Here is a 25931-nt window from a genome sequence, read left to right as displayed (position 1 = left end):
ACAGCCGCTGCGCCAGCCGCTGAAGCAGCCGCTGCGCCAGCCGCTGAAGCAGCCGCTGCGCCAGCCGCTGAAGCAGCCGCTGCGCCAGCCGCTGAAGCAGCCGCTGCGCCAGCCGCTGAAACAGCCGCCGAGACAGCCACCGGTACCGCCACCGGATGCGTGACCGGCTCCGCGGGAGGCGCCGCGAGCGGCTGCGGGGGCGGCTCCGCGAACGGTGCGGTGACGCCGGCCGCGAGGGTGGCCGACGGCGCCGTGGGCCGTCGTAGCGGTACGGGACGGATCCGCACCGGACGCTCGGGCGCGGCGGGCGCCGGCGCCGCGCGGAGCGAGAACCAGACCACCTTGCCGCGGTTGTCCGGCTGCGGCCGGGCGCCCCAGGACTCGCTGACCGCCGCTATCAGCGCGAGCCCGCGCCCGCAGGTCTCCAGCGGGTCCGCGTCCCGCTCCACGGGCAGCGTGGGGTCGCTGTCGTGGACGGAGACCGTGAGCCGGCCGAGCCGCAGCTCGATCTCGACCCGGCACGCCTTGTCCGGCTGCGCGTGGCGGTGGACGTTGCTGAGCAGCTCCGTCACGCCGAGCGCAGCCCGGTCTATGAGCGGGTCGAGCTGCCAGTGGCGCAGTTGTGCAGAAACGATTCGGCGGACCTGCCCGATGCGCGGTGGCATGGCCTGCAGTGCGACGACGCAGTGCCTGCGTGGATGACTGATCACGGCTGCGACTCCCCGACAATAGTGTTACGGGTGCTGCACCCTCTGTGACGCCCCACCAGAGTCACCCACCGTGCGCCGCCATGCAACCGAAGGCAACCAAAAGGCATTCGCATGGAACCCCAAAGTGACTGTTTGTGCAGGTGAGGGGGGTACATTGCGAAGCGGGGGGAGGAAAAACAGCAGCACCCACAGAGGAGCAAGGCGCATGAGCACCACCGGTACGACGGCCACGACCGTCGACGTCGACCGCAGCGACGCCGACTACCGGGCCTGGCTGAAAGAAGCCGTCCGCAAGGTCCAGGCGGACGCCAATCGCTCCGCCGACACGCACCTGCTGCGCTTTCCGCTCCCGGAGGAGTGGGGCATCGACCTCTACCTCAAGGACGAGTCCACCCACCCGACCGGCTCGCTCAAGCACCGCCTCGCCCGGTCGCTGTTCCTGTACGCCCTGTGCAACGGCTGGATCCGGCCCGGCCGCCCGGTGATCGAGGCCTCCTCCGGCTCCACCGCCGTCTCCGAGGCGTACTTCGCGAAGCTGATCGGGGTCCCGTTCATCGCCGTGATGCCGCGCACGACCAGCCCGGAGAAGTGCCGGCTGATCGAATTCCACGGCGGCGCGTGCCACTTCGTGGACGACTCGATGAAGATGTACGAGGAGTCCGCGGCCCTGGCGGCGCAGACCGGCGGTCACTACATGGACCAGTTCACCTACGCCGAGCGCGCCACCGACTGGCGGGGCAACAACAACATCGCAGAATCGATTTACCAGCAGCTGCGCCTGGAGCGGTACCCCGAGCCGGCCTGGATCGTCGCCACCGCGGGCACCGGCGGCACCTCGGCGACCATCGCGCGCTACGTGCACTACATGCAGCACGACACCCGCATCTGCGTGCCGGACCCCGAGAACTCCTGCTTCTTCGACGGCTGGACGCGCCACGACCCGGACGCGTCCAGCGACTGCGGCTCGCGCATCGAGGGCATCGGCCGCCCGCGCATGGAGCCGAGCTTCGTGCCCGGCGCGATCGACCGGATGATGAAGGTGCCCGACGCCGCGAGCGTCGCGGCCTGCCGCGCGCTGGAACGGGCCATCGGCCGCAAGGCGGGCGGATCGACCGGCACCGGCCTCTGGAGCGCGCTGAGGATCGTCGCCGAGATGGTGGCGGAGGGCCGCACGGGCAGTGTCGTCACCCTGCTGTGCGACCCGGGCGACCGCTACCTCGACAAGTACTACTCGGACGAGTGGGTGGCCGCGCAGGGTCTGGACCTCGCCCCCTACGCCGGGACGATCGAGACCCTGCTGGCCACGGGCGGCTGGCACGAACCCGCTGCCTGACCGTGCCGCGACCCCGAGGTGCGGCCTCGTGTCGGTCGCCGCGTTCCTCCGGGGCGCGTTCGAGACCGTTCACCACCCGCGGTCCCGCGGTCCCGCCGTTCTACTGCCCCGCGGACCGTTCGGCCGCCGCCAGTCGGGCGTCCAGGGTCCGTACCGCCGTGCGGAACGAGTGCCCCAGCCCGGGCCGCGCGGCGGTCAGGCCCAGCCGGAACGGGGTGGAGCCGTCCGCCGCGAAGGTCCACTGGACCCGCGTACCGGAGCCGGACGGGCTCAGCAGCCACTCCTCCAACAGGGCCCGCACGCCGGGCGCGTTGGTCTGGTCCACGCGGTAGGCGTAGCGGCGCTCCGCGTCCGCCGCCATGATCGTCTCCTGGAAGCGCACCCCGCCCACCAGTTTGATCTCCCGTCCCGCGCCGCCGAGCGTCGGCCGGGCGAGGGAGACCGCCCTGAACCAGGACGGCCAGCCCGTCACTTCCTCCGCCAGTGCCCGGTACACCGACTCCGGCGAGGCGCTCGCTTCGGCCGTGTACACCAGGCGTACCGGGGCGGTTTCGATGAAGTCCAGCCCCACGGGGCGCAGTCGGCGAGCCATGACGGAACTCCCAGGGTGATGAAGGGGAACACGCGTGCGCAGCACCATATCTGTCCCGCCGTCAGATGTCTGCGTCAGTCCTGCGGGTACTGGGCAGCGCCGCCCCCGCGCGGGATGCTGGAGCCGGGGCCGCCGCCGCCCCGAGAGTGGAGGCCACCGTGCCGGACATCCCCACGCCCCGTCCCCGCCCCGCCGCCGAGCCGGCCCCCTCGGCCGCCGCGCCGCTCGCGCTCGAACTGCTGGTGCACGGGGTGGCGGGTGCCCCGCCCGAGGAACTGCTCGGCGATCCGCGCACCGTCCGCGTCACCGGGGACTCCACCGCCGCCGTCTTCCGGCGGGCCGACGACGCGGACGCCGAGGCCCACCCCGAGCGCGGCCCCGGCCGTCCGGTGCCCGAGGTCTACTGCTGGTCCCGGCTGACCTCCGGGAACGGCGCCCGCGCGCTGTGGCTGCTGCTCCTGCCGTTCATGGTCGCCAACCTCGCTCACTGGGCCCGGCCGCCCGCGCCCGCCGCGGCCGCCCGCGCGGTGCGCGCGTACGGGGTCCTCGTCCGGCTCATCGCGCTGAGCCTCACCGTGCTGCTGATCGCCGCCGCCTGCGAGGTCTCCCTCGACCTGTTCGCCTGGCAGTGCGCGGGCTCGGAGCCCTGCGCCGCGTCCAGCTCCTGGCTCGCGGTCCTCTCGCCCGGGCGCGGCGGCTGGTGGTCCCAGCCGGGGCGGCGCCTGGCCCTGGGCGCGCTGGTCCCGGCCGGGCTGACCTGGCTGCTCTGGTACCTCTCGAACCGCACGTGGAGCGCGTACGAATCCCAGCCGCCGCCTCCCGCGGCGGCCGAGCCGGACGAGGCCGAGGACGGGGTGGAGGGCGGCGCCCCCGCGCTCGGCCGCCCCGGATTCTGGTACGGGCGGCGGCTCGTGGCCCGGCTGCGCGCCGCGCACACCGCCGCCGGGCTGCTCACCGTCGCGGCGGCCGTCGCCGTCCCGACCCTGCGCTACGACGCCCACGCGGCCGGAGCCGCCCTGCCGACCGCGCCCGGCCGGATCGCGCAGGCCCTGCTCGTGACCGGGGGCGTCGTCGTGGTCGGGGTGGTCTGCCGGCGCGGGCGCACCGAGTCCCGGGCCGACCACCGCCTCGACCGCGCCGTGGTCACCCTGCTGCCGGGCTGCGCCCTGGCCCTGCTGGCCGCCGTGCTCTGCTACGCCTGCTGGTCCCGCCCCGGCTGGACCTCCACCGGGCGCCTCCCGGGGGACTTCGTCTTCGGGGCGCTCATGCTGGCCCAGGGCGGCTGCGTCCTGGCCCTGGCGGCCGTCGCCGCGCACCTGCACCGCCGGGGCACCGGGGGCGCGTTGCGCGGGCTCGGCGGTCCCGCCGTGGCGATGCTCGGGTGCGCGCTCGGCGGGGTGATGTCCGGCGGGGTCGCGCAACGGGTGGGCGACTGGCTGGGGGACCCCGGCGGACCGGGCCCCGGGGGGAGCGCCTCCGCGGGTACCGCCCAGCCGGTCGGACCGCCCGTACTGCTCTCCTGGCAGGCCGCCGTACTGCCCCCGCTACTCCTCGTGCTCCTCCTCGCCGCCTGCTGGTTCGGGGTGCGCGGCGCCCGGGCCCGGCGTGTGATGGCGGGGTCCGTCGCCGCCGAATACCCGGGGGCTTCGCCCGACCGGGCGCGCAGCCGCCGGATCGCGGGCGCCCGGGCCGCCGCGGCGCTCACCGACTCGGCGCCCTGGTTCATCGGCGCGGTCTCCACCGTCACGCTGTTCCTCGGCGCGGGTGCCGTGGCGGGTGCCTGGCTCAGCGGCCGGAGCCCGGGCGAGGCCGCCCGGCACGCCGCACCCGTCCTGGAGAGTGCCGCCCAAGGAGCGCAGGACGCCGGGTCCTGGCTGGTCGGCTTCGGCTTCGTCCTCTTCGTCACCCTGGGCCGGCGCGCCTACAAGGACGCCTCCGCCCGCCGGACCATCGGCATCCTCTGGGACGTGGGCACCTTCTGGCCCCGCGCCGCGCACCCCTTCGCCCCGCCCTGCTACGCCGAGCGCGCCGTCCCCGACCTGACCTGGCGCATGACCACCTGGACCGAGCGGACCGGCGGCCGCCTGGTCATCTCCGGGCACTCCCAGGGCAGCGTGCTCGCGGCCGCCGCCGTCTGGCAGCTGCCGCCGGCCGTCCGCCGCCGCGTCGCGCTGCTGACCTACGGCTCACCGCTGGCCCGGCTCTACGGGCGCTGGTTCCCGGCCTACTTCGGGCCCGGTCCGCTCACCGCGCTGCACCGCGAGGTGGAGTGCTGGCGCAACCTCTGGCGCGCCACCGACCCGATCGGCGGTCCGGTCCTGGCCGGCGGGGAGCGGGACGTGGACCGTGCCGTGGACCGGGGGCCGCTGGCCGACCCGGTCGCGTACGGACGTACCGCGCTGCATCCGCTGCCGGCACCGATCCTCGGCCACTCCGACTACCAGGCCGACCCGGCCTTCGCCGCCGAACGCGCCGCCCTGCTGGCCCGGCTCGCCCTCGCCCCCGGCCCGGGCGGCCCGGACGGGCCGCAGGACGGGCCGCAGGACGGCCCGGAGCGCGGCCCGCGGCTCAGCAAGGAGCCGACAGCAGTGGCAGATCCGCCGCGAACAGCAGGGTGAGGTCGTCCGTGGTCGGATCGGAGAGCTGGGCCACCCGGCCCGCGTGCCGCTCGACCATGGACTCGAAAGTCTGGCGGGCGGTGCGGCCGTTGCCGAAGGCCGGGCCCTTCGGCAGCTCCGTGAAGTACGCCAGCAACGCCTCGGCCGTGCCCTCGCCCAGCCGGTACTCGTGCTCCTCGGCCTGCTGTTCCACGATCCGCAGCAGCTCTTGCGGCCCGTAGTCCCCGAAGGTGATGGTCCGGGAGAACCGCGAGGCCACACCCGGGTTGACGGTCAGGAAGCGGTCCATCTCCGCCGTGTACCCGGCGACGATGACCACCACCGCCTCCCGGTGGTCCTCCATCAGCTTGACCAGGGTGTCGATCGCCTCGCGCCCGAAGTCCCGGCCCGAGTCCTCCGGGGCCAGCGCATACGCCTCGTCGATGAAGAGCACGCCGCCCCTGGCCCGGTCGAAGGCCTCCTGGGTGCGGATCGCCGTGGACCCGATGTGCTCGCCGACCAGGTCCACCCGGGACACCTCGACCAGGTGCCCCCGCTCGAGCACTCCGAGCGAGGCCAGGATCTCCCCGTACAGCCGGGCGACGGTGGTCTTGCCGGTACCGGGGGAGCCGGTGAAGACCAGGTGGCGGCGCACGGAGGCGGCCTTGAGGCCCGCTCGCTGCCGTCGGCGGCCCACCTCGATCATGTCGGTCAGGGCGCGGACCTCGCGCTTGACGCTGTCCAGGCCCACGAGGGCGTCCAACTGCCCGAGCACCTCGCCGGAGCCGCGGGCGGCCGCGTCGGGCCGCCCGTCACCGTCCCCGGCCCGCTGGCCCGGAACCGCCGCCTCCGGGTGGGCCGGGAGGATGCCGACGGCCCCCGCCCCGGCCGGAGCCGTCGCCGGTACGCCGCCCCGCGCGCCCGGGCCGGAACCGGCCCCCGCGCCCGGGGTGGCGCCCGCTCCCGCCGAGGACGCCGTGCCGAGCACTCCGGCGCGCACCCCGGCCTCGTCGCTCGTGCAGTCCTCGGAGAGCGGGCCGTCCTCGGCGAACTCGTACCCCCCGCGCGCGCACCGCTCGGTGTGACAGCGGGTCAGTGAGGTCCGGCAGCCGTCGATGACGTGGAAACCGAAGCCCGAGCTGCCGCTCACCCGGCAGGCGTGGAAGGTGCCCCGGCCGCCCGCCGACACGTAGAACCCGGCCTCGGCGGCCGAGCTGACGGTGCACCGCTCCAGCGCCGGGTCGGCGCCCTTGGTGACGATCACGCCCGTCTGCACCGCGTCGATGGTGCAGTTGGCCAGGGTGCCGCCGCTCCCGTGGTCGCGGAACCAGGCCCCGGTGGCGGCCTCCCGGATCCGGCAGTCGTCGAGCTGCACGGTGGCGCCGTCGCTGACCGACACGGCGGTGTTGCGCACCTGCGACAGATCGCTGTCCACCACATCGGCGCGCGAGCCCCGGTCCAGCACGAAGAGCGCGTCCGGCACGTCGTGCACCCGGCAGGAGTCGAGCGAGGCGCTCGCCCCGTCGCTGATCCACACCGCCGGATAGTCGCCCGTACTGTCATGGATCTCGCAGGAGTCGGCGTCGACCCGGGTGCCCGGATCCCACACCGACAGGCCGTTGCGCCCGAACCGGCGCACGGTGGTGCGGCTGAGCGTCAGCACCGAACGGGAGCGCAGGTCCACCGCGTTCTCGGGAATGTCGTGGATGTCGCAGCCCGCCAGCGTCAGCACCGCGTCCGTGTCGAGGGTGACCCCGTCCGCCGAAGTGCGGTGCACCGAGCAGTCGGTGAGCCGGGCCGTGGCCCGCGCCGCGATCTGCACCCCGGCGCCCTTGATCTCGTAGACCTCGCAGCCCAGCGCGTCCAGGCCCGAGCCCTCGCCGGTGACGCCGATGCCCGCGCCCGTGCTGTGGTGGATCCGGCAGCGCTCCAGGCGGGGATGGCCGCCACCGCGCACCGACACGCCGGTCTGTCCCGCGGCCACCACCTCGCACTCCTCGAACACCCCGCCCCCGCCGTCGATCACGGAGATGCCGACGCCCGTCGGATTCTCGACGGTGACCCGGCGCACCACCGGCCGGGCCCCGCCGCGGACCTCGATGCCCGCCGCGGACCGGGTGCTGACCCGCAGGTCGGTCAGCTCGGGGGCGCCGTCCTCGACGAGCAGCGCGGGCGCGGCCCGGTCCTGCCCCTCCAGGTGCAGGTCCTGGACGATCGCCGAGGCCCGGACGGTCAGCGCCACCCCGTCGGGCGGGGCGATGCGCACCGATCCCAGGCCGCCCTCGGGCCCGCGCAGGGTGACGGCGTGGTGCAGCACCAGGTTCTCGCGGTAGGTGCCGGGGGCGATGGACAGGACGTCCCCGTCGCCCGCGGCGGCCAGCGCGGCGGTCAGCGTCGGATACTCACCGGAGCGGCGCCGCCATCGCGAAGGCCCGCCGTGCGTCACCTGGACCGTGCCCTGTGCCATCGTGCTGCCGTGCCCCCACCCTCGTACTCGTGCCGAAGCGACCGAACCGGCCCCGGACGGGCCGCCTTCGCGACCGTGCCCGCACCGGCCGGTCCACCGTAGCGCGCGCGGGCCCGGGGAGTTGCCAGCTCAGCTGCCCGCGCCCGCCCGGCCCCAGTCGGGCCCGGCCGCGGCCCAGGCCCTGTCCAGCTTCGTGTACCGCCGATGCACGAGGCGTCGTACGACCATGCGCCGCAGCGTCTCCACGAACGCGGCCGCGCCGATCGCGGCGGCCAGGCCCACCAGCCCGGCGTGCACGGCGGCGGTGGACGGGTCCAACGGGCGCCCCACGACGCGGCCTTGGGTATCCGTCCATATCCGGAACCGGTCGCCCGCGCGCGGTGGTTCCTGCGCGGCCGGGACCGTGCCCTGATGGCTGGTGCCGTCGGGCGCGGTCCACGAGGCGACGATCTGGGTCCGCTGCGGCGACTGCCGCTGCGCGGCGGGGTCCGTGGCCGCCCCGTCGAGGGAATCAGCCGCGGCCCGGACCACGACCGCCGGGATCAGATACCGCTCCTGCCGCTGCTCGCGCACGGCGCGCTGCAAGGTCACGTCCACGCGCAGACCGGCCGTCCACCCGACGGCCGGAACCACCACCAGCACACACACCAGGGCGGCGAACGCCACCCAGGCTTCGATCAGATCCGTCGGCCGGCGCAGCGGATTGCGCCGCCAACGCCAGACTCCCATGGCCGTCCACACGGTCGGGCACCCCCTTGCCTCCGTCTGTCTGCGCGTCCAAGCCTCGCCCATGTCCCGCGGACGCGCATTCCGGGACTCGCGAGACCCGTGTCACCCGATCCGGTGGTCAGCCGAAACGATCGGACGGCACGTGCCTCACTCGGCACAACGGCACCACGGGGCGGCTCGGTTCCCGATCTCGCGGGGAGCCGCCCGAAGGTGTCAGTCCGGATGCGGTCGGATGGGCTCGGACCGGATCCGGCCGGGTCGGCCCAGCCTCGTGGTGTCTCCTCGGGCCGCCCTCGCGCCCCGCTCGGGCGGAGCCGACGCAGGGCGCTCTGGTGCCGTGCGGCGCGGTGACACGGGCACGGGCGGGCCGGCCCCTCACTCCAGGACGCGGACCTCGTCGCCGACGCGCATCGTCCCCGGCCGCACCGGGACCAGCATCCGCCCGAAGGCCAGCGACTTCCCGATCCGCCGGTGCCTGGCCAGGGTCTTCAACGGCTCCTTGCCGCGCTCGGCCGTCCGCTGGTCGGTGGTGGTGATCACGCACCTCCCGCATTCGCGGACCCCGCGGAAGACCGCGTCGCCGATCTCGATCCGCAGCCACGTGTCCTCGGCCCACGCCTCGGCCCCGGACACCACCACGTTGGGCCGGAAACGGTTCATCGGCAGGGGGCCCTCCTCCGGGTGGTCCCCCCGCGCTATCAGCTCGTTGAGCGCGTCCAGCGAGGCGACGGTGGCGACCATCAGCGGATACGCGTCGGCCAGGCTGACCGTCTCGCCGGGCAGCGCGTAGTCCGGGTCGACGGGGCGCCGTACGGCCGGATCGTCGAGGTACACGAGCCGGGCCGGGAGGCCGAGGTACTCGGTGAACCAGGCACCCCCGGCCGCGTCCGCGACCACCGTGTCGATCTTCTGTCCGAAGAGCACGACCGGCTCCAGCGGCCCCGGCGCGGGCGGTGTCAGTACGGCCGCCGCCCGCCCGGGAGCGGACAGCTCGATCGCGCCGCCCGCCAGCGGGCGCGCGGTGGCCAACGCCAGGCGCGGCTGCTGGCGTTGGGTGATGACATGGCCCTCGTTGTCGATCACGGCCCAGCGCCGGTCCCCGGAAACACCCCAGGGCTCCACGCCCACCTCATCGGGAGAGGTCCCCGCTACCGATTTGACGGGATGGACGTGGAGGGCCTGAACGCGCGTGTTCACCATGGGGGCATCATCCCAGCCGCCCCCCGCGGCTTACCAGTGGGTATGTGCGGCGGGCGCCGTCAGTAGCCGCGTCCCTGGTACGGGCGGCCGTACTGGTCCTCGTACCCGGACGGCATGCCGGACGGAACCGGAGCCTGGGCCTGCATCGGCCGCGGGGCGGCCGGGCGCATGGCCTCGTACCCGGCGGCCGTGGCGACCGGCCGGGGCTGCTGCGGCTGGTACCCCGTACGGGCGGCGACCGGCTGCTGCTGCGGGATGTACGGGGCGGGCGCGTGCTGCAGCGGCATCGGCTGCGGAGCACCCTGCTGCTGGTACGGGTAGCCGTAGGCGGGCTGCTGCTGCGAGGGGGCCGCGGGCAGCGTGGGCAGGGCGGCCGGCAGCGCGGGCAGATAGCCGCCCGAGTAGCCGTTGTTGTGGCCCTGGGGGGACTGGTGCCCCTGGTAGCCGCCACCCATGGAGTCATAGGCGGCCGGCACCCGGATGGGCGCGATCTGAGGGGTGCCGCGTTCGGCGACGAGCGAGTCGTAGATGGGGGTGTCCGGGAAGGAGGGCGCGGAGTAGTAACCGCCGCCATAAGTGGAGCGGGGGGAGGTCATGGCACATAAGTTAAGCCCACGACTTCACCGGGTCCATAGCGAGGGCCCGTCAACACCGCGCTGACCTGCATCTTCGCAGGTCAGCGCCACAGCTTTCACTTGACGTTCAGGTGCACGATTCGTCGCATACGCCCTGGCTTCCCCCTACTCGTGCCCTCCTGACGGAGAGTCGGGTGAAAGTGCGTCACATCGCTGTGACCTCGGATGACGCGCCTTCACGCCACGGCCGGGGCCCGTTTCAGGCGTCGCTGGGACGGGCATAGGTGCGCCCCTTCCACGCCGCGCCGCGCCCGCGGTAGTGCTGGACGGCCGAGTCGACCGTCATCAGGAGATAGAGCAGCGCGGTCACCGGCAACAGCGGGGCGAGCACGGCGGACTGCCGGTAGTAGCGCAGCATCGGGACGTACGTACCGGCCATCAGCAGCCAGGCCAGGCCGCCCGCCCACGCCGCCACCGGCCGCCCGCCCAGCAGACCCGCGCAGAAGGTCACCGGGGGCGCGAGGTAGACGAGGGCCAGCCCCGCCACCGTCCCGGCCAGCAGCAACGGCTGGTGCCGCAGCTGCGCGTAGGCGCTGCGCGAGATCATCCGCCACAGCTCCCCGAGCCCCGTGTACGGGCGCACGCTGTCCACCCGCTCCGCCAGCCCCAGCCAGATCCGGCCACCGGTGCGCCGCACCGCCCGCGCGAGGGACACGTCGTCGATCACCGCCTGCCGGATCGAATCCGGTACACCCGCCCGCACGGCCGCCTCCGTGCGCAGCAGCACGCACCCGCCCGCCGCGGCGGCGGTCCGCCCCGCCGGGCGGTTGATCCAGCGGAAGGGGTAGAGCTGGGCGAAGAAGTAGACGAAGGCCGGTACGACGAGCCGCTCCCAGAAGCTGACGACCCGCAGCCGCGCCATCTGCGAGACGAGGTCGAGGTCGGCCGAGACCGCGGCCGAGACCAGCTCGCGCAGGCTGTCCGGCTCGTGCGCGATGTCGGCGTCGGTGAGCAGCAGGTACTCCGGCGCGTCGGGGTGCGCGGTACGGGCCGCGCCGATCCCGTGGCGCACCGCCCACAGCTTCCCCGTCCAGCCGGCCTCGGGCTCGCCGGGCGAGCAGACCGTGAGGGGCAGCCCGGGGCACTCGCGGGCGAGGGCCAGCGCGAGCGCGCCCGTGCCGTCGGTGCTGCCGTCGTCGACGAGGAACACCTCGGCCTCGCCGGGATAGTCCTGCGCGAGCAGCGAGGGCAGGCTCAGCGGCAGCACCGCGGCCTCGTCCCGGGCGGGTACGACGATGGCGACGGAGGGCCACCGGTCGGGCCGGGTGCGCGGCGGCAGGCGGACGTCGGTCCGCCAGAACATGCCCTGGCCGAGAGTGAGCCAGAGCCAGACGGCGAGCGAGGCGCAGGCGGCGATGCTGAGGGGGCCCATCTCCGCAGTGTGCCGAATGCCGCCGCGCGTGTCGCGCACCCACGCCCACCGGGTTCGGGGGCCCGCCTCCCTCGCTTCCGGGGCCCGGTGCCCGCCCGCTCCGGCGGCCGGAAAAGGGGCGTGGCGGGCGGGGCCGGGGCGGGGGTCGATTAAGGTGACCAAGTGAAGATCGCGCTCATGGACTCCGGCATCGGCCTCCTCGCGGCGGCCGCCGCGATGCGACGGCTGCGGCCGGACGCCGACCTGGTCCTCTCCTCCGACCCCGACGGCATGCCCTGGGGCCCCCGTACCCCCGCCGACCTCACCGGCCGGGCGCTGGAGGTGGCGCGCGCCGCCGCCGCCCTGCGGCCGCGGGCGCTGATCGTCGCCTGCAACACCGCCTCCGTGCACTCCCTGCCCGCCCTGCGGGCCGAGCTGGAGCCCGGCGTCCCCGTTGTCGGTACGGTCCCCGCGATCAAGCCCGCCGCGGCCCGCGGCGGCCGCGTCGCGATCTGGGCCACCCCGGCCACCACCGGCAGCCCCTACCAGCGCGGGCTGATCCGCGACTTCGCCGCGGGCGTCCGGGTCACCGAGGTGCCCTGCCCGGGGCTCGCCGACGCCGTCGAGTACGGGGACGAGGAAGCCATCGTGCGGACCGTCGCCGCGGCCGCCGCGCTGACCCCGCCGGACGTCACCGACCTGGTGCTCGGCTGCACGCACTACGAACTCGTCGAGGCCGTCATCCGGTCCGCGCTCGCCGCCCGGACCGGCGGCGTGCTGCCCGTCTTCCACGGCTCGGCGGAGCCCGTCGCCGCCCAGGCGCTGCGCCGCATCGGCGCCGACCCGGAGCCGGGCCTGCCGCGCACCGGCACCCTGACCGTGCTGCACAGCGGCCGCCCCGGACGGCTCCCGGCCGCCGCCCTCGGCTACGCGGAGGGACGCCTGCTGGCCGCGCAGGCCGAGGATGCACCCGCCGGGCGCTGACCACCCGGCGACACGCGCACGGCGCCGTACTCAGCCGGGCCCGGCCGCCGTGACGAGCGCCCCGGCCAGCTCCCGCAGCGCGGCGGCGTCCAGCACGCGGCCGCCGAAGCCGGGCAGCGGGACGTGCAGGGGGCCGGTCCACCGCTCGGGGATCGCCCCGGCTCCGTACCGCGCGCCGGCCAGGGTCCCCGTCACCGCGGCCACCGTGTCCGTGTCGCCGCCGACGTCTACCGCCGCCCGCAGCGCCTCCTCGAACCCGGCGGTCGTCCGCAGCGCCCACACCGCCGTGCCCAGGCAGGGCCAGACCGCGCCGTTGAACTCGGTGGCGAGGGCGGGATGCCAGTCCGGCGCGAGCACCCGGGCGTAGCGCTCCCGGTGGCCGGCCCCGACCTCGCCGAGCACCTCGGGGAGGTGCGCGAGCGGGTCGGCGCCGTCCAGGGCGATCCGTACCAGCTCGTGCAGCACCGCCGTACCCTCCCAGGCCGCCGCGTCGCCGTGCGTGAGCGCCGCGATCCGCCGGGCGGCGTCCATCGTGGCGGCCCGCCCGGCCGCGGCGAAGTACACCGCCGACGTCGAGGCGCGCATCAGGGAACCATTGCCCGCGGCCCGGGCGTTGACCTGGAAGTGCAGCGCCGCGGCGAGCTCCCAGGTCTCGCCGTTCGTCAGCACGTCCTCCGTCTGCAGTCCGATGTCCTTCGGTTCGGCCGCCGCCCACCGCTGGAACCGGGCGAAGACATCGGGCAGTTGGAGTCCGCCGTGCTCCAGCAGCGATTCCCCGACCAGGACGGCCATCTGGGTGTCGTCGGTCGCCTCGCCCGGTTCCCAGCCGCCGCCCCCGCACATCTCGCCGCCCCCGCCCGGCGTCGGGAAGCGCGCGGAGAACGCGCCTTCGGGGCCGAATTCGAAGGGGGCGCCGAGCGCGTCCCCGACGGCCGAGCCGAGTACGGCGCCCACGGCCCGGTCGGTCCGGTCGGTCCGGTCGGTGCTGGCGGTGCGGCCGCCCCGGTCGGTGCTGCCGGCGCGCTCGTCGTGGACCGGGCTCACGAGGCCCGCTCCTCGTCGTGCCCGGCCGGGCATACGGCGTCCAGCACGCCCCGGGCGAAGCGGTCCAGGTCGTCCAGCCCGGCCGCGGCCAGCGTCCGCGGGGCGCCGGCCAGCAGGTGCGGGACCGCTCCGTGCAGGGCGAGGGTCAGCGCGCGGGCCCGCTCCGGCGTGGCCGCCTGCCCCGCCGCGCGCAGCAGGTGGGCGTGGGCCGCGAAGTCGGCGGCGGCGATCGGGTCCAGCAGCCCGGCCAGCCAGGGCCGCCGGGCGGCCTCGGTCTGCAGCTCCAGGTACGCCAGGACCCGGGGGCGCCCCGGGCCCGCCACGTCCCGCAGCAGCCCGGCGAGCAGTGCGGCCACCCCGGCCCGGTCGCCGGGCCCGGGCCCGGCGCCGGCCAGCGCGTCCGCCAGCTCCCGATAGCGCTCCAGGCACCGCTCGGCCACGGCGCGCAGCAGCGCGTCCCGGGTCGGGAAGTAGTTCTTGGCCGTGCCGAGGGGCACGCCCGCGACGCCGTCGACGCCCCGGTGCGTCAGCCCGCGCCCGCCCGCCTCCGCCAGCACGTCGATGGCCGCGTCCCGCAGCAGATCTCTCCGGTCCTGATTCACCCCGGCACCTTAACCACACACGTGGTACCACAGGTGGGGTAGTTCTTTCGCGTCGACGCCAGAAGGCACCCCACGGCAGGGAACCCGACGAGTCCGGTGGCGCGGGAAGGCGGCGCGAGGGCCCGCACGGCGGTGGTCGTCGGCGCGGGCGTCGCCGGGCTGGCCACCGCACTCGGCCTGCGCCGGGCGGGCTGGTCCGCCACCGTCCTCGAACGCCGCCCCGAACTCCCCTCCTGCGGAACCGCCTTCGGCATCCACCCCACCGCCCCGGGCGGCATCAACAGCGCGGTGCGCCGAGCCCACTTCGGCGCCGCCGCGACCCCGCGCCGGATCGGTACGGTGGCCTGGGTCGGCACCGCCGCGTTCGAGACGGACCGCCACGGCGAAACCCGGGGCGACGGCCGGTTCCTCGGCATGACTCCCGTCGAGCCGGGCCGCACCAACGGGTACGCGACCGTCCCCGAGGCCTCGGTCCCGCGGTCGGCCGCCGGGGCCCGGGCTGTGAGCGCGTTGCCTGCGGCCTTCTCCGGCCGGCACGACCCGATCCCGCGCGTCCTCGCCGGGACCGACCCGGACACCTGGATCCGCTACGAGATGCGCCACCTCCACCCCGCCCTCCCCTCCTTCGGCCACGGCGGCCGGGTCGCCCTCGTCGGCGACGCCGCGCACGCCATGACGCCCGACCCCGGCCAGGGGCCCGCACCGCCCAGCGCGTCGCGTTCGCGTCCCGGACCCTGCACCGCTTCGTGACCTCCCGCCCCCGGTCCTGCGGGACGCGCTGATGCGGCTGCTGCCGGGGTGACCTCGAGTTTGCTCGAGGTCCTGGCGGGCAGGGGCGCAGGGCACAGGCGCGGGACACGGCGCCCGGCGGGCGCGGCAGGCGCGGCGGGCGCGGTCGGCCGATGCGGGCCACCGGGCCGGTCCGCCAAAGGGGCGAGAGGCGGTGGCGCGCGTGCGGAACGTGAGTACGCTGCTACACATGACGGACCACCCTCCGGGCCCGCTCTGGACCGGCCGGGCCTCCAACCGCGTGCAGTGGCTCATCGCCGCCGCCGGCGCGGCCTGCCTGGCGCTCGGCATCGAACTCGCCGTCGACTCCGCCTGGACCGCCGGCATCATCCCGCTGGTGATGTCGGTCGTCGGATGCCTCGCGGCCGGGCTGCTGATCCTCTACGGGACCCTCGCCTTCGTCCACGTCGCCGTCACCGTCGACTCCGAGAACATGGAAGTGCGCTGCGGCCACATAGGGCTGCCGCGCCGCCGGATCCGGCTGTCCGACGTGACCGCCGCCGAGTTCGTCCCGAAGATCACCCCGCAGCAATGGGGCGGCTGGGGCTACCGCTGGCGGCCCGACAAGGGCACGGCCGTCGTCGTCCGGCGCGGAGAAGGCCTGGAGCTGCGCCTGGGCGACGGCAAGCTCTTCACCGTCACGGTCGACGACGCGGAGAACGCCGTACGCGTCATCCGTACGCACCTGCGCGCCCTGACCGGCTGACACGCGAGCCGGTGTGCGCCCCGGGAGCCGGCACCCCGGGGCCACCGCACCGCGACCCGCCCGTGCGGCCTCCCCGGCCCGGCGCTCAGGCGGGCGACGTACACTCCGCCAGATGAGCAGCAGCGCCACCCGAGCGGTCGGTAACGAACCCCCCGTCGACCCGCCGGCCCCGTCCTCCGCCGTCGATCCGGCCCCCCTGTCCCTCCGGGCGCACCGCGTCGCGTGGCTGCTGCGCGCCGGCGGGTCGGTGCTCGCCGGGGTGCTGCTGTACCTGAGCTTCCCGCCCCGGCCGCTGTGGTGGCTGGCCCCCTTCGCCTTCGCGCTGCTCGCCTGGTGCCTCCAGGTGCGCCGGGCGCGCGCCGGGTTCGGGTTCGGGCTGCTGGCCGGGCTCGGCTTCATGCTGCCGCTGCTCCACTGGACCGGCGAGGAGGTCGGGCCGGTGCCGTGGCTGGCCCTCGCCGTGCTGGAGGCGGTGTTCGTCGGGCTCACCGGGCTGGGGATCACCCTGGTCCGCAGACTGCCTGCCTGGCCCCTGTGGGCCGCGGCCGTCTGGGTCGCGGGCGAGGCGGTCCGGGCCCGGATCCCGTTCGGCGGGTTCCCCTGGGGCAAGATCGCCTTCGGGCAGGCCGACGGGTTCTTCCTGCCGCTCGTCGCGCTCGGCGGCACCCCGCTGGTCGGCTTCGCCGTGGCCCTGTGCGGATTCGGGCTGTACGAAGCCCTGCGCGTCGCCCGCCGCTCCCGGCGCCGGGAGGCCCCCGCGCGGGGCGTGACGCGGGCGACCGCCGTCACCGCGTCCGTCGCCGCGCTGAGCGTGGCCGTACCGCTCGCCGCGGCCCTCGCGGCCCGGCCGCTGGTCTCCGACGCCGCCGAGGACGGCACCGCCGTGGCCGCCGTCGTCCAGGGCAACGTCCCGACCATAGGGCTCGACTTCAACTCCCAGCGCCGCGCGGTCCTCGACAACCACGCCAAGCGCACGCTCCAGCTCGCCGACGACGTCCGGGCGGGCCGCGTGCCGAAGCCCGACTTCGTGGTCTGGCCGGAGAACTCCTCCGACCTCGATCCCTTCGCCGAGGCCGACGCCTACGCGGTGATCGACCGGGCCGTCAAGGCGATCGGGGTGCCCGTGGCCATCGGCTCGGTGCTGGCCCCCGAGACCGGTCCGCTGCGCAACACCATGATCCTCTGGGACCCGGTCAAGGGACCCACCTCCACCTACGACAAGCGCAAGATCCAGCCTTTCGGCGAACGCATGCCGATGCGCTCCTTCGTACGGCTCTTCAGCTCCGACGTCGACCGGGTCCGGCGCGACTTCGGCCCCGGCAAGGAGCCGGGGGTCTTCGACATGGCGGGCACCGGCGTCGGCATGGTCACCTGCTTCGAGGCGGCCTTCGACGACGCCGTGCGCTCCACCGTGCAGGCCGGCGCCCAGGTGATCGCCGTACCCAGCAACAACGCCACCTTCGGCCGCAGCGAGATGACCTACCAGCAGCTCGCCATGGACCGGGTCCGCGCCGTCGAGCACAGCAGGACCGTCCTCGTGCCCGTCACCAGTGGGGTCAGCGCGGTGATCCGGCCCGACGGCAAGGTGGTCCAGCAGACGAAGATGTTCACCCCGGACGCGCTGGTCGCCACGGTCCCGCTGCGTTCCTCGCAGACCCCGGCGACCCGCTTCGGGCCGCTGCCGGAGTACGTCCTGCTCGCGCTCGCGGCGGGTGGTTTCGGCTGGGTCCTGCTGCGCCGGATCCGCGCCCGCCGCACGGCGTCGTAGGGTCGGGGAATGAGCACCCCCGAGTTCATCCGCAGGATCCGCGCGCACGCCGGGCACCAACTGCTCCTGCTGCCCGGTGTGACCGCCATCGTCATCGACGATCTCGGCCGGGTGCTGCTCGGGCGGCGCACCGACACGGGCAACTGGTCCGTCATCGGCGGCATCTGCGAGCCGGGCGAGCAGCCCGCGCAGACCGCGGTGCGCGAGGTGTACGAGGAGACGGCGGTGCGGTGTGTCCCGGAGCGGGTCGTCCTGGTCCAGCAGCTGTCACCGGTCGTCTACCCCAACGGGGACGAATGCCAGTTCACCGACATCACCTTCCGCTGCCGCGCGACCGGCGGTGAGGCCCGCGTGAACGACGCGGAATCGTTGGAGGTCGCCTGGTTCCACGTCGACGCCCTTCCGCCGCTGGAACCCTTCGCCCTCGACCGCATCCACCGTGCCCTGTCGGACGACGAACCGGCCTGGTTCGAGGTCCCCGACGACGACCTGACGTTCCCGCCGCAGAGCGGCTGAGGGGGCCGGGGCCGGTCAGGACCACCACGTGTCCCGGGTCCAGTGGTGCACTCCCGGGTCGGCCGAGCGGCCCGCGGCCTCGCGGTACAGCTCCTGTGCGGCGTCGCCCATGACCGCGCTGTAGGAGATCTCCGGGACCTCGCCGCCGCCCTGGTACCCGCCGAGGACGCCCGCCAGCGCGCCGTCCGCCAGCCACGGGCTGCCGCTGGTGCCGCCCGCCAGGTCCGGGCAGCCGATGCGGCGCTGGGTGCCGCTCTGCATCGTGGTGTCGTTCGAGCAGAGCAGCGCGGTCTCCTCGCTCGCCGGATAGCCGACGATCGTCACCGTCACGTCGTCGGGCTGCTCGGCGATCACCGGGAAGCCGCCGACGACGTCCTCGATCTGCCGGCCGTCCAGCGGGGCGACCGTCGCGAACGAGATGTCGGCGTCCGGGTCCTGCCCGTTCTGCCAGCTCGGATCGACGTACTGACCGGTGAGCCGCCACACGCCGTACGGCGCCGTGCCGTCCTTGTAACCCGGTACGAACACGGTGTTCTGCACCTCGCCCAGGCAGTGCGCGGCGGTCGCGATCACGTCGCGGCCGTCGCTGCGGACCACCGAGGCGGTGCAGTAGTGGCCGCCGTCCAGTCCGCCCGCGAAGAGGGCGCCCACCCGCTGCGCCGAACCCTGCGCCGGAGCCAGGACCGTGACCCCCAGCGGGGGCGCGGCCGAGGCGTCCGGGATGCCCACGGTGAGCAGCGCGGACGTCGCGGCGATCGCCAGCACGACACGGGCCGCGCGGCGTGCGCGGAGGGCCTGTCGGGGAAACATGCGCTGGATCATGCATCAGAGGGTCCAACGGAAACCTTTGGCCGGAGCCTCGGATTCCATAAGAATCCCCTGTGAATTCGCGTCCGGGTGCCGCCGCGGAGCCGTCAGCGGGTGTCCGGCGTCCGCTCGTACACGGTCACCCGGCGCCCCCGCACCTGCCGGTCGGCCACCGCCACGAAGTGCTCCCGGAGCACCGCGGCCTTCACCCGGTCCCGCTCCGCGCCCGAGGGCTTGGCGACCTTCGCCGCGTCCGTGACCAGCAGGATCCGCCGCTGCGCGAGCATAGCGGCCCGCAGCCGGGCCGGGTCCTCGTCCTCGACGCCCTTGAGGGTCCCGGACGCCGCCGGGGACCGGGCGAGGGCGATGTCGGCCAGGCCCGCGAAGTCCCCGGGCGAGACGAGGGCCGTGTCCCGGCGCGCGGCCGGTACGTAGAGCACCGCGTCCCCGGCGCCCTTCAGCCGGGCCACCTGGTCCGCCACGGCGAGCACGTCGTCCACCCGGCTGGCGGGGGAGCGCCGGCCCAGTTCCATGGGCAGCATCGCGAGCAGCGCCGCGGTGATCGCCACCGGCACGACCAGCGTGGCCGCCCGCGGTGACCGGCGCGCGGTGGCCCGTACGCCCGCGCCCAGGGCGGCGCCGATCAGCAGCGCCAGCCCCAGCATGGAGAACAGCACGTACCGGTCGAGGAACAGGGGCTGCACCAGCGACAGCCCGGCCAGCGCCACGAAGGGCACCACGAGCAGCGGCAGCCCGACGGCGGTCACCGACGGCCGCCCCGCGCGCGGCCGCTCCAGCAGGGCGCAGGCGCCGCCGAGGGCCAGCAGGATCGCCGGGCCGGTCAGCATGGACCAGGTCAGCGGCGGTATCCAGGAGACCTGACCGGACTGGGTCCGGCTGAACAGGATCAGCGGCAGTGCCCCGAGCACCGCTCCCCCCGAGGCCAGGGCCCACCGTCCGAGGACCCCGCGCCGGGCCCGCACCCACCACAGCGTGGCCGCGTGGGCGGGCAGGATCAGCAGCGAGAGCCAGTTCAGCAGGGCGCACACCAGCACGGCCAGCGCGTACGCCGACCAGCCCGGCCACCCGCGCCGTCCGGGCCGGCCGCCCGGCGCGTCCTCCAGCCGCCGCACCAGCAGCAGGGTCGAGAGTCCCGCCCCGGCCGCGACCAGGGCGTACGGGCGGCCCTCCTGGAGCTGGAACTGCACGGCGGGCAGCAGCCCGAGGGCCATCCCGGCGCCGAGCCCCGCCCAGAATCCGGCCCGCCCCGGGGTCAGCCGCCGAGCGAGGGCCGCGACACAGCCCGCCGCGGCCGCCACGGCCAGCACCGAGGGCAGCCGCAGGGTCGCCGTCCCGGCCCCGAAGACCTCGAAGAGGCCGTGCATCAGCAGGTAGTACAGCCCGTGCACGGCGTCGACGTTGCCGAGCATGTGCCAGATCTCACCGGTCGAGCGCCGGGCGACCTGCCAGGTCGCCGCCTCGTCGCGCCAGACGCTGTCCTGCCGGGAGAGCCCCCACAGGCCGAGCCCGAGGGTCCACACGACGGGTATCAGCCAGCCGATGTGACGACGCCCGTCCGGGGAGGTGCGCGGGGGAGGGGATATGCCGGATACGACGGAAGTCATGAGAGTGCTGGGTCCTCGGTCGGCCGTGGGGAGCAAACATCCAGTCTATGGACGTGGCGGAGGGGTCCCGACCGCTTGTTGTGCACCGCGGTACGTGAAGCCCCCGCGGCCCCGCCCCTAGCCTCGCCGCAAGGAGTACGCAGGAGCGGTACGCAGAAGCAGCACGTACGAGGGGCGGCACCCGGTGAACTGGCTCATCCACGACTACCGCGAGAGCGATCTCGCCGCGGTCGTCCACCTGATCGACACCACCGCCGAGCTGGGCCAGGAGTCCGTCTTCTCCCTCGCCGAGTGCATCAGCGCCCTCACCGGGCGCCAGCCCGCCGTGGTCGCCGTCCACCAGGGCGTCCCGATCGGCGCGGCCCTGGCGTGCGTCGCGGGGGAGCGGGCCTGGGTGATGCGGATCGCGATCTCCGCGGGCTGGCGGGGCCGCGGCCTGGCCAGCGCCCTGCTGGTGGAGCTGGAGCGGCGGCTGATCGCGGCGCGGGTGGGCCGGATCGCCTACGTCCTGCCCGAGGAGGACCTGCTGGGGGAGGGACTCCTCAACGCCGGGTACACGCGCCAGCCCGCCGTCGCCTACTTCGAGAAGACCGAGCCGCTGCACGGACCGGCGGCCGGGCTCCTCGACGAGCTCGGCGGCCGCTTCCTGCCCGCCGACCTGTGGGACGCGGTCGCGGGCATGGAGACGGAGAAGGACCTGATCGAGCGGCGCGTGGTGCTGCCGCTCGCCGAACCGGAACGGGCCGCCCAGCACGGGGTGCGGCCGCCGCGCGCCATCACGCTCTTCGGGCCGCCCGGCACCGGCAAGACCACCTTCGCCCGCGCGATCGCCTCCCGCCTCGGCTGGCCCTTCGTGGAACTCCTGCCCTCCCGGCTCGCCGACGAGGGCAATCTGGCCACGGCCCTGCGGGGCGCCTTCACCCGCATCGCCGAGCTGGAGCGCGTCCTGGTCTTCATCGACGAGGTCGAGGAGATCGCGCCGGTGCGCACCGAACCCGCGCAGCCCGGCGGGATCCACGGCGTCACCAACGAGCTGCTGAAGCTGATCCCCGGCTTCCGGGAGGGCGGGGAGCGGCTGCTGGTCTGCGCGACCAACTCGATCCGCTCGCTGGACCCGGCCTTCCTGCGGCCCGGCCGCTTCGACTACCTGATCCCCATCGGAACGCCGGACGCCGGGGCGCGCGCCGCGATCTGGGCCCGCTACACGGCGGGGCGCACGGATGTCGACATATCGGCTCTGGTGGCCGCGAGCGAGCTGTTCACGCCCGCCGACATCGAGCATGCGGCGCGGATCGCGGCGCAGGTGTCCTTCGAGCGGGACCTGGAGGGGACGGAGGGCCGCGGCACGCTCGCCGGCCGGCCGGGCGCGAGCACGGAGGACTACCTGGCGGCCGTGGCCCAGTGCCGGCCGACCGTGACCCCGGCGCTGACCGGACGGTTCGAGGAGGACATCACGGCGCACGCCCGGTTCTGAGAGCGAAGCGGCCCGCGGCTCTGAGCGCGAAGCGGCCCGCAGCCACTCCCCAAAGCGGCTGCGGGCCTCCCCGCGCGGACTCGGCATCCGTGCGGGACGGCCACGTTCCGGTTGGGGTGTTCGCCGGCTGGAACGTGACGCGCAGGGGTGCCGTGAGGCGTCCTGAGCGCCTCCGTCAACACTGACGAGTCAACCAGCCGCCCCCTGGTACGGGCTTCGGCCGGACGGCCACACCCGGATGGGCCGAACGGGGGAGGGGGCGGGGGTCGGGCACGATCCGGAAGAGGCCTACCGGGGACAGCGGTAGCTGAACTCCACCGCCGCCGTGTGCCGCCCGGGTTCCTCGATCCGCACCTCGGCCCGTGCCGGGAAGCTGCCCGTGCCGTGGAAGGTCCACAGCAGGTGCAGCCGCGCCTCCCGCTGACCGCGGGGCACCCGCTCCGTCAGCCGCTCCGAGGGGCTGCCGTCACTGCGCAGCCACCGGTAGGTGATCGTCCCCGGCCGCCCGTCGGTCCGTACGACGGCCACCACGTCGGCGGCCGAGTCGCAGGCCGGCCCCTGCGCGTCGGTGCTCACGGCCACGTCCCGCACCACCAGGTCGGGCCCGTACCGCTGCCAGGCCAGGTACGCCAGCACGGCCGCCAGCACCACCAGCGCGAGCGCGTAGCGGCGCAGCCCCGCGCCCCGGCGGCGGCGAACCGGGGCCACGGGCGCCGCCGTGGTCACGGGGAAGGGCGCGGCCAGCGCGGCCGTCACCCCGGGGCCGAAGCGCAGCACGGAGCCCTCGACCCGGTCGGGCACGGCCTGCGGACCGTCGAACCGGTGGGTCGCCGCGAGGCCGTCGGCGCGCTCGGGCGGCCCGCTGATCCAATGGCTGCCGAGCACGGTCGCGCTGTAGTCGTCCCCCTCGGGGGCCGGTGCGGGGTTGCGGGGATCGCTCATCGCGGGACCTCCTGGCACCTCGGGATGAGCTGCGTGGCGGTGTCGGACGTGTTCCCCGCGGCCGGAACGGTGGTGACGCGCACGCTCAGGTAGCAGCCGGCGCCGCGGGTGAAGGTGTGCGACTGCGGGGGCAGCGTGCCGGACCGGGCGGTGAGCGAGTTCGAACCGTCCGCCACCCGCAGGTCGCCCGCGTAGTTGCCCAGGAACCACTCCAGCACCACGGTCACCGGCTCGCCCTTGGCGTCGAGGGACACGGTCGCCTGCCCCACGCTCGTCCCGGCGCGCAGGGAGACCGACACGGAGCCGACGACCACGGTCGGCTTCGGGGCCGGGGTCTTGGTCGGTGTGGGCGTGGGCGTGGGGGTCGGTGTGGGGGACGCCGACGCGCTCGGGCTCGGACTCGGGCTCGTGCTCGTGCTCGGCGAGACGGAAGCCGAGGGCGACACGGACGCCGAAGGGGACGGCGAGGTCGAGGCGGAGCCCGACGGGGAGGGGCCGGACGACGGCGCCGCGGACCCGGGCGGGCCCGCGCTGGTCGTCGCGAAGGCGCTCACCGCCGAAGTGGAATCCGGGGAGGCCCCGATCGCCTCGGCCGTGAACACCAGCACGGCGCCCAGCACCAGGGCGGTCCCGGCCGCTATCCAGCCGCGCCGGCCCGGCCGCCAGGACACGGGCGGCGGAGGCGGCGGCAGCACGGTCGTCGCCAGCGCCGTGGTCCCGGCGGCCGGGGCGCCCGCCGAGGGGAACAGCAGCGGCAACAGCGCGGCCAGCGCGGCCAGCTTGCGCTGCCCGCGCTCCTCCCACTCGGGACCGTAGGCCGCGCGCGCCACGCCCTCCAGCTCCACGACGAAGGCGTCCGCGTTCTCCGGGCGCTGCTCCGGCCGCTTGGCCAGACCCCGGCGGATCAGGGGACGTACCGGCTCGGGGGCCTCGGACTCGGGGACGGGCGCCTCGATGTGCTGGACGGCCAGCTCGGCGAAGTTCTCCCCGGCGAAGGGCTTGCGCCCGGTCAGGCACTCGAAGAAGGTCGCCGTCGCCGCGTACACGTCGGCCGCGGGGGAGGCGGGCTCACCCTGCCACTGCTCCGGGGCCATGTAGGCGGGCGTGCCCGCCACCCCGGGCTGCGTGCCGCGCCCCGCCGCGATCCCGAAGTCCACGAGTTTGGACGAACCGTCCTGGGCGACCAGGACGTTCTCCGGCTTGTAGTCCCGGTGCACGACCCCGGCGCGGTGCGCCTCGGCCAGTCCCAGCAGGGACCCCTTGAGCACCACCAGGGCCGCTTCGGGATCGGTGGCGCCCGAGCGCTTGAGCACCGCGCGCAGGGAGATCCCGTCCACCAGCTCCATGACGATGGCGGCGCCGCCGGGGGCCTCCACGTACTCGTACAGCCCCACCACGTACGGCGAATGGAGCCCGCCCAGCAGCCGGGCCTCCGCCCGGAACTCCCGGACGAACGCCGGGTCGTGGCGCAGCCGGTCGGCGAGGTATTTGACCGCGACCGCCGTGCCCGTCGCGTCGTGCACGGCGAGCACCACGCGGCCGCTGCCGCCCGCGCCGAGTTCCCTGCTCTCCGTGTAACCGGGGACCGCCCACGTGTTCATCGTTCGCCCCCTGCCATGGCGTCGCCGTGTCCTGTGATGTCGTTCGATGGCCCGGACGGTGCCGGGCCATCTCCTGGGACACGGATTGTGCCGTGGCCGGTTCCCGGCCGTACAGCTGTCTCATACAGTGGTTTCCGGCCGGTGGTGCGCCCGCGCCCGGTGCGCACGGCGGAGGTTCAGGCCGCGGCCTGCCGCACCCCGATCATGTCGTGCAGCCGTTCGGCAGCCGCGCGGCCGAACGCCGGATCGTTGATGTGCGTGTCGTAGTCGTAGAGCCGGGCGGCGCTGCCCCGCAGCCCCTCGCGCAGCGCCGCGAACAGCGCCCGGTCCGCGCCCGGATCGTGGTACGGACCCCCCGGAGCGCCCAGGGTGGACAGGCCGCGCAGGGGCAGGCACACGGCGGTGGGCCCGGTCGCCGCCCGGAGTTTCGCCGCGACCCGGCGGCCCAGTTCGGCGCACTCCGCCTGGGTCGTACGGATCACCGTGATCGAGGGATTGTGCACCCGGACCCGCCGGTAGCGGGCGTGCTCCGGCAGGCTCTCCAGCGGGCCGAACTTGACCATGTCCAGCGCGCCCAGGCTCACCACCTGCGGAATCCCGGCCCGCCCGGCGGCGCTGAGCCGGTCGGGACCGGCGGTCAGGATGCCGCCGCACAGGTCGTCCGCGAGTTCGCTGAGGGTGAGGTCCAGCACCCCCGCGAAGAGCCCCTGACCGGCCAGGGTCTCCAGCGTCCGGCCGCCCGCGCCGCTGGTGTGGAAGACGAGCACCTCGTAGCCGAGGTCGGTCAGCCGCTCGCGGGCCGCGTCCACGCCGGGCGTGGTCACCCCGGCCATGCTCGCCGCGATCAGCGGCCGCCCGCCCGCCCCGAGCCGGGCGGGGCGCGACTCGCGGGAGGCCCGCGCGAAGGCCTTGGCCATGCCCGCGATGGCTTCGACGGCGTTGGCCAGGACGGGTGCGGAGACGCTGTTGATCCCCGCGATGTCCACCACGCTGTACATCATCGTGATGTCCGACGATCCGACGTACGGTGCCACGTCACCGGACGCCATCGAGGACACCATCAGTTTCGGCACCCCGAGGGGCAGGGCCCGCATCGCCCGGGTGGCGATGGAGGTGCCCCCGCTGCCGCCTATCGCCAGCACGCCGTCGAGCCGTCCTTCGGCGTGCAGGCGTAAGAGGGTCACCTCGGCCCCCCGGGCCATCGTGGTCACGGCCGCGCCCCGGTCGGCGGCCGCGCGCAGTTCCGTCAGTTCCGTCCCCGCTGCCCGGGCCACCGCTTCTCGCGGTACTTGGGCGGGCACGCGGGGATCGCCCATGATTCCTGTGTCGACCAGGACCACCTCGACGCCGGCGCGCGACAGCCGCTCGCGCAACCAGCCGTACTCGACACCCTTGGTGTCCAGGGTTCCCACCAGCACGACGCTCGTCATGAAGTGTAATGTCCACGCACTCGGGCCCG

20 protein-coding genes and 2 pseudogenes are annotated in these 25931 nt (G+C 75.0%); 8 read left to right on the top strand and 14 right to left on the bottom strand.

Features of this window, described 5'->3' with window-relative positions; translation table 11 throughout:
- Positions 1 to 277: 277 nt before the first annotated feature.
- Positions 278 to 710, bottom strand: a pseudogene (locus ABT084_RS10630) (ATP-binding protein); the annotation flags it as partial.
- Positions 711 to 915: 205 nt separating this feature from the next.
- On the opposite strand from ABT084_RS10630, the gene cds1 reads away from it, so the two are divergent.
- On the top strand, positions 916 to 2043 hold the full coding sequence (gene cds1, locus ABT084_RS10625) for an L-cysteine desulfhydrase Cds1 (RefSeq protein WP_351040667.1): 1128 nt from the start codon (positions 916 to 918) through the stop codon (positions 2041 to 2043).
- 100 nt (positions 2044 to 2143) lie between these two features.
- Here cds1 and ABT084_RS10620 read toward each other — a convergent pair whose 3' ends face one another.
- On the bottom strand, positions 2144 to 2635 hold the full coding sequence (locus ABT084_RS10620) for an SRPBCC family protein (RefSeq protein WP_351040664.1): 492 nt from the start codon (positions 2633 to 2635) through the stop codon (positions 2144 to 2146).
- 65 nt (positions 2636 to 2700) lie between these two features.
- Here ABT084_RS10620 and ABT084_RS10615 point away from each other — a divergent pair, with 65 nt between their 5' ends.
- Positions 2701 to 5253: a hypothetical protein gene (locus ABT084_RS10615; protein ID WP_351040661.1), complete on the top strand. Its 2553-nt coding sequence runs from the start codon at positions 2701 to 2703 to the stop codon at positions 5251 to 5253.
- Here ABT084_RS10615 and ABT084_RS10610 read toward each other — a convergent pair.
- From ABT084_RS10610 to ABT084_RS10590, 5 genes are all read right to left on the bottom strand, one after another.
- Positions 5204 to 7699 carry a right-handed parallel beta-helix repeat-containing protein gene (locus ABT084_RS10610; RefSeq protein WP_351040660.1) on the bottom strand — a complete coding sequence of 832 codons (2496 nt, stop codon included), beginning with the start codon at positions 7697 to 7699 and terminating at the stop codon, positions 5204 to 5206. The two genes, ABT084_RS10615 and ABT084_RS10610, sit on opposite strands and share 50 nt — an antisense overlap.
- A gap of 129 nt (positions 7700 to 7828) precedes the next feature.
- The gene (locus tag ABT084_RS10605) at positions 7829 to 8428 is read right to left on the bottom strand and encodes an Rv1733c family protein (RefSeq protein WP_351040658.1); all 600 of its coding nucleotides are present in this window, start codon (positions 8426 to 8428) and stop codon (positions 7829 to 7831) included.
- Between the two features lie 375 nt (positions 8429 to 8803).
- Positions 8804 to 9628 (bottom strand): MOSC domain-containing protein, encoded by an 825-nt coding sequence (locus ABT084_RS10600; RefSeq protein ID WP_351040655.1) that lies wholly within the window; start codon positions 9626 to 9628, stop codon positions 8804 to 8806.
- Positions 9629 to 9687: 59 nt separating this feature from the next.
- On the bottom strand, positions 9688 to 10224 hold the full coding sequence (locus ABT084_RS10595; protein ID WP_351040652.1) for a DUF6643 family protein: 537 nt from the start codon (positions 10222 to 10224) through the stop codon (positions 9688 to 9690).
- Between the two features lie 238 nt (positions 10225 to 10462).
- On the bottom strand, positions 10463 to 11635 hold the full coding sequence (locus tag ABT084_RS10590) for a glycosyltransferase (RefSeq protein ID WP_351040649.1): 1173 nt from the start codon (positions 11633 to 11635) through the stop codon (positions 10463 to 10465).
- Positions 11636 to 11797: 162 nt separating this feature from the next.
- Here ABT084_RS10590 and ABT084_RS10585 point away from each other — a divergent pair, with 162 nt between their 5' ends.
- Positions 11798 to 12598 (top strand): glutamate racemase, encoded by an 801-nt coding sequence (locus ABT084_RS10585; RefSeq protein WP_351040646.1) that lies wholly within the window; start codon positions 11798 to 11800, stop codon positions 12596 to 12598.
- A 30-nt stretch (positions 12599 to 12628) separates the two neighbouring features.
- Here ABT084_RS10585 and ABT084_RS10580 read toward each other — a convergent pair whose 3' ends face one another.
- A complete protein-coding gene (locus tag ABT084_RS10580; protein ID WP_351040873.1) occupies positions 12629 to 13552 on the bottom strand; it encodes an ADP-ribosylglycohydrolase family protein in 924 nt (307 codons plus the stop codon).
- A gap of 86 nt (positions 13553 to 13638) precedes the next feature.
- Positions 13639 to 14244, bottom strand: coding sequence for a TetR/AcrR family transcriptional regulator (locus ABT084_RS10575; protein ID WP_351040643.1), 606 nt, complete (start codon positions 14242 to 14244; stop codon positions 13639 to 13641).
- A 132-nt stretch (positions 14245 to 14376) separates the two neighbouring features.
- Here ABT084_RS10575 and ABT084_RS10570 point away from each other — a divergent pair.
- The 4 genes and pseudogenes from ABT084_RS10570 to ABT084_RS10555 all read left to right on the top strand — a co-directional run bounded on the left by ABT084_RS10570 (position 14377) and on the right by ABT084_RS10555 (position 18023).
- Positions 14377 to 15046 (top strand): annotated as a pseudogene (locus ABT084_RS10570) (FAD-dependent oxidoreductase).
- Between the two features lie 177 nt (positions 15047 to 15223).
- A complete protein-coding gene (locus ABT084_RS10565; RefSeq protein ID WP_351040640.1) occupies positions 15224 to 15739 on the top strand; it encodes a hypothetical protein in 516 nt (171 codons plus the stop codon).
- Positions 15740 to 15851: 112 nt separating this feature from the next.
- Positions 15852 to 17507, top strand: coding sequence for an apolipoprotein N-acyltransferase (gene lnt, locus ABT084_RS10560; RefSeq protein ID WP_351040637.1), 1656 nt, complete (start codon positions 15852 to 15854; stop codon positions 17505 to 17507).
- 9 nt (positions 17508 to 17516) lie between these two features.
- Entirely contained in the window at positions 17517 to 18023 is a 507-nt protein-coding gene (locus ABT084_RS10555) for an NUDIX hydrolase (protein WP_351040634.1), read from the top strand.
- A gap of 15 nt (positions 18024 to 18038) precedes the next feature.
- On the opposite strand, the gene ABT084_RS10550 is transcribed toward ABT084_RS10555, so the two are convergent.
- Positions 18039 to 18833 carry a trypsin-like serine peptidase gene (locus ABT084_RS10550; protein WP_351040631.1) on the bottom strand — a complete coding sequence of 265 codons (795 nt, stop codon included), beginning with the start codon at positions 18831 to 18833 and terminating at the stop codon, positions 18039 to 18041.
- Positions 18834 to 18937: 104 nt separating this feature from the next.
- Positions 18938 to 20455, bottom strand: coding sequence for a glycosyltransferase family 39 protein (locus ABT084_RS10545; protein WP_351040630.1), 1518 nt, complete (start codon positions 20453 to 20455; stop codon positions 18938 to 18940).
- Positions 20456 to 20639: 184 nt separating this feature from the next.
- Here ABT084_RS10545 and ABT084_RS10540 point away from each other — a divergent pair, with 184 nt between their 5' ends.
- Complete coding sequence (locus ABT084_RS10540) at positions 20640 to 21929, top strand: ATP-binding protein (RefSeq protein WP_351040627.1); 1290 nt, start codon at positions 20640 to 20642, stop codon at positions 21927 to 21929.
- A 288-nt stretch (positions 21930 to 22217) separates the two neighbouring features.
- Here the strand turns inward: ABT084_RS10540 and ABT084_RS10535 are convergent, their stop codons facing one another.
- The 3 genes from ABT084_RS10535 to ABT084_RS10525 form a co-directional block, all read right to left on the bottom strand.
- Positions 22218 to 22871 (bottom strand): hypothetical protein, encoded by a 654-nt coding sequence (locus ABT084_RS10535; protein ID WP_351040624.1) that lies wholly within the window; start codon positions 22869 to 22871, stop codon positions 22218 to 22220.
- Positions 22868 to 24472: a serine/threonine-protein kinase gene (locus ABT084_RS10530; RefSeq protein ID WP_351040622.1), complete on the bottom strand. Its 1605-nt coding sequence runs from the start codon at positions 24470 to 24472 to the stop codon at positions 22868 to 22870. Before ABT084_RS10530 ends, ABT084_RS10535 begins: the two co-directional genes overlap by 4 nt.
- Before the next feature lie 176 nt (positions 24473 to 24648).
- The gene (locus tag ABT084_RS10525) at positions 24649 to 25902 is read right to left on the bottom strand and encodes a Tm-1-like ATP-binding domain-containing protein (protein WP_351040619.1); all 1254 of its coding nucleotides are present in this window, start codon (positions 25900 to 25902) and stop codon (positions 24649 to 24651) included.
- Positions 25903 to 25931 lie beyond the last annotated feature (29 nt).

Origin of the sequence: Streptomyces sp. NPDC002138, from assembly GCF_040296485.1 — a bacterium.
Classification (GTDB): domain Bacteria; phylum Actinomycetota; class Actinomycetes; order Streptomycetales; family Streptomycetaceae; genus Streptomyces.
Note: the sequence above shows the minus strand (reverse complement) of the source record. Positions and strands in the feature narration are given on the sequence as shown.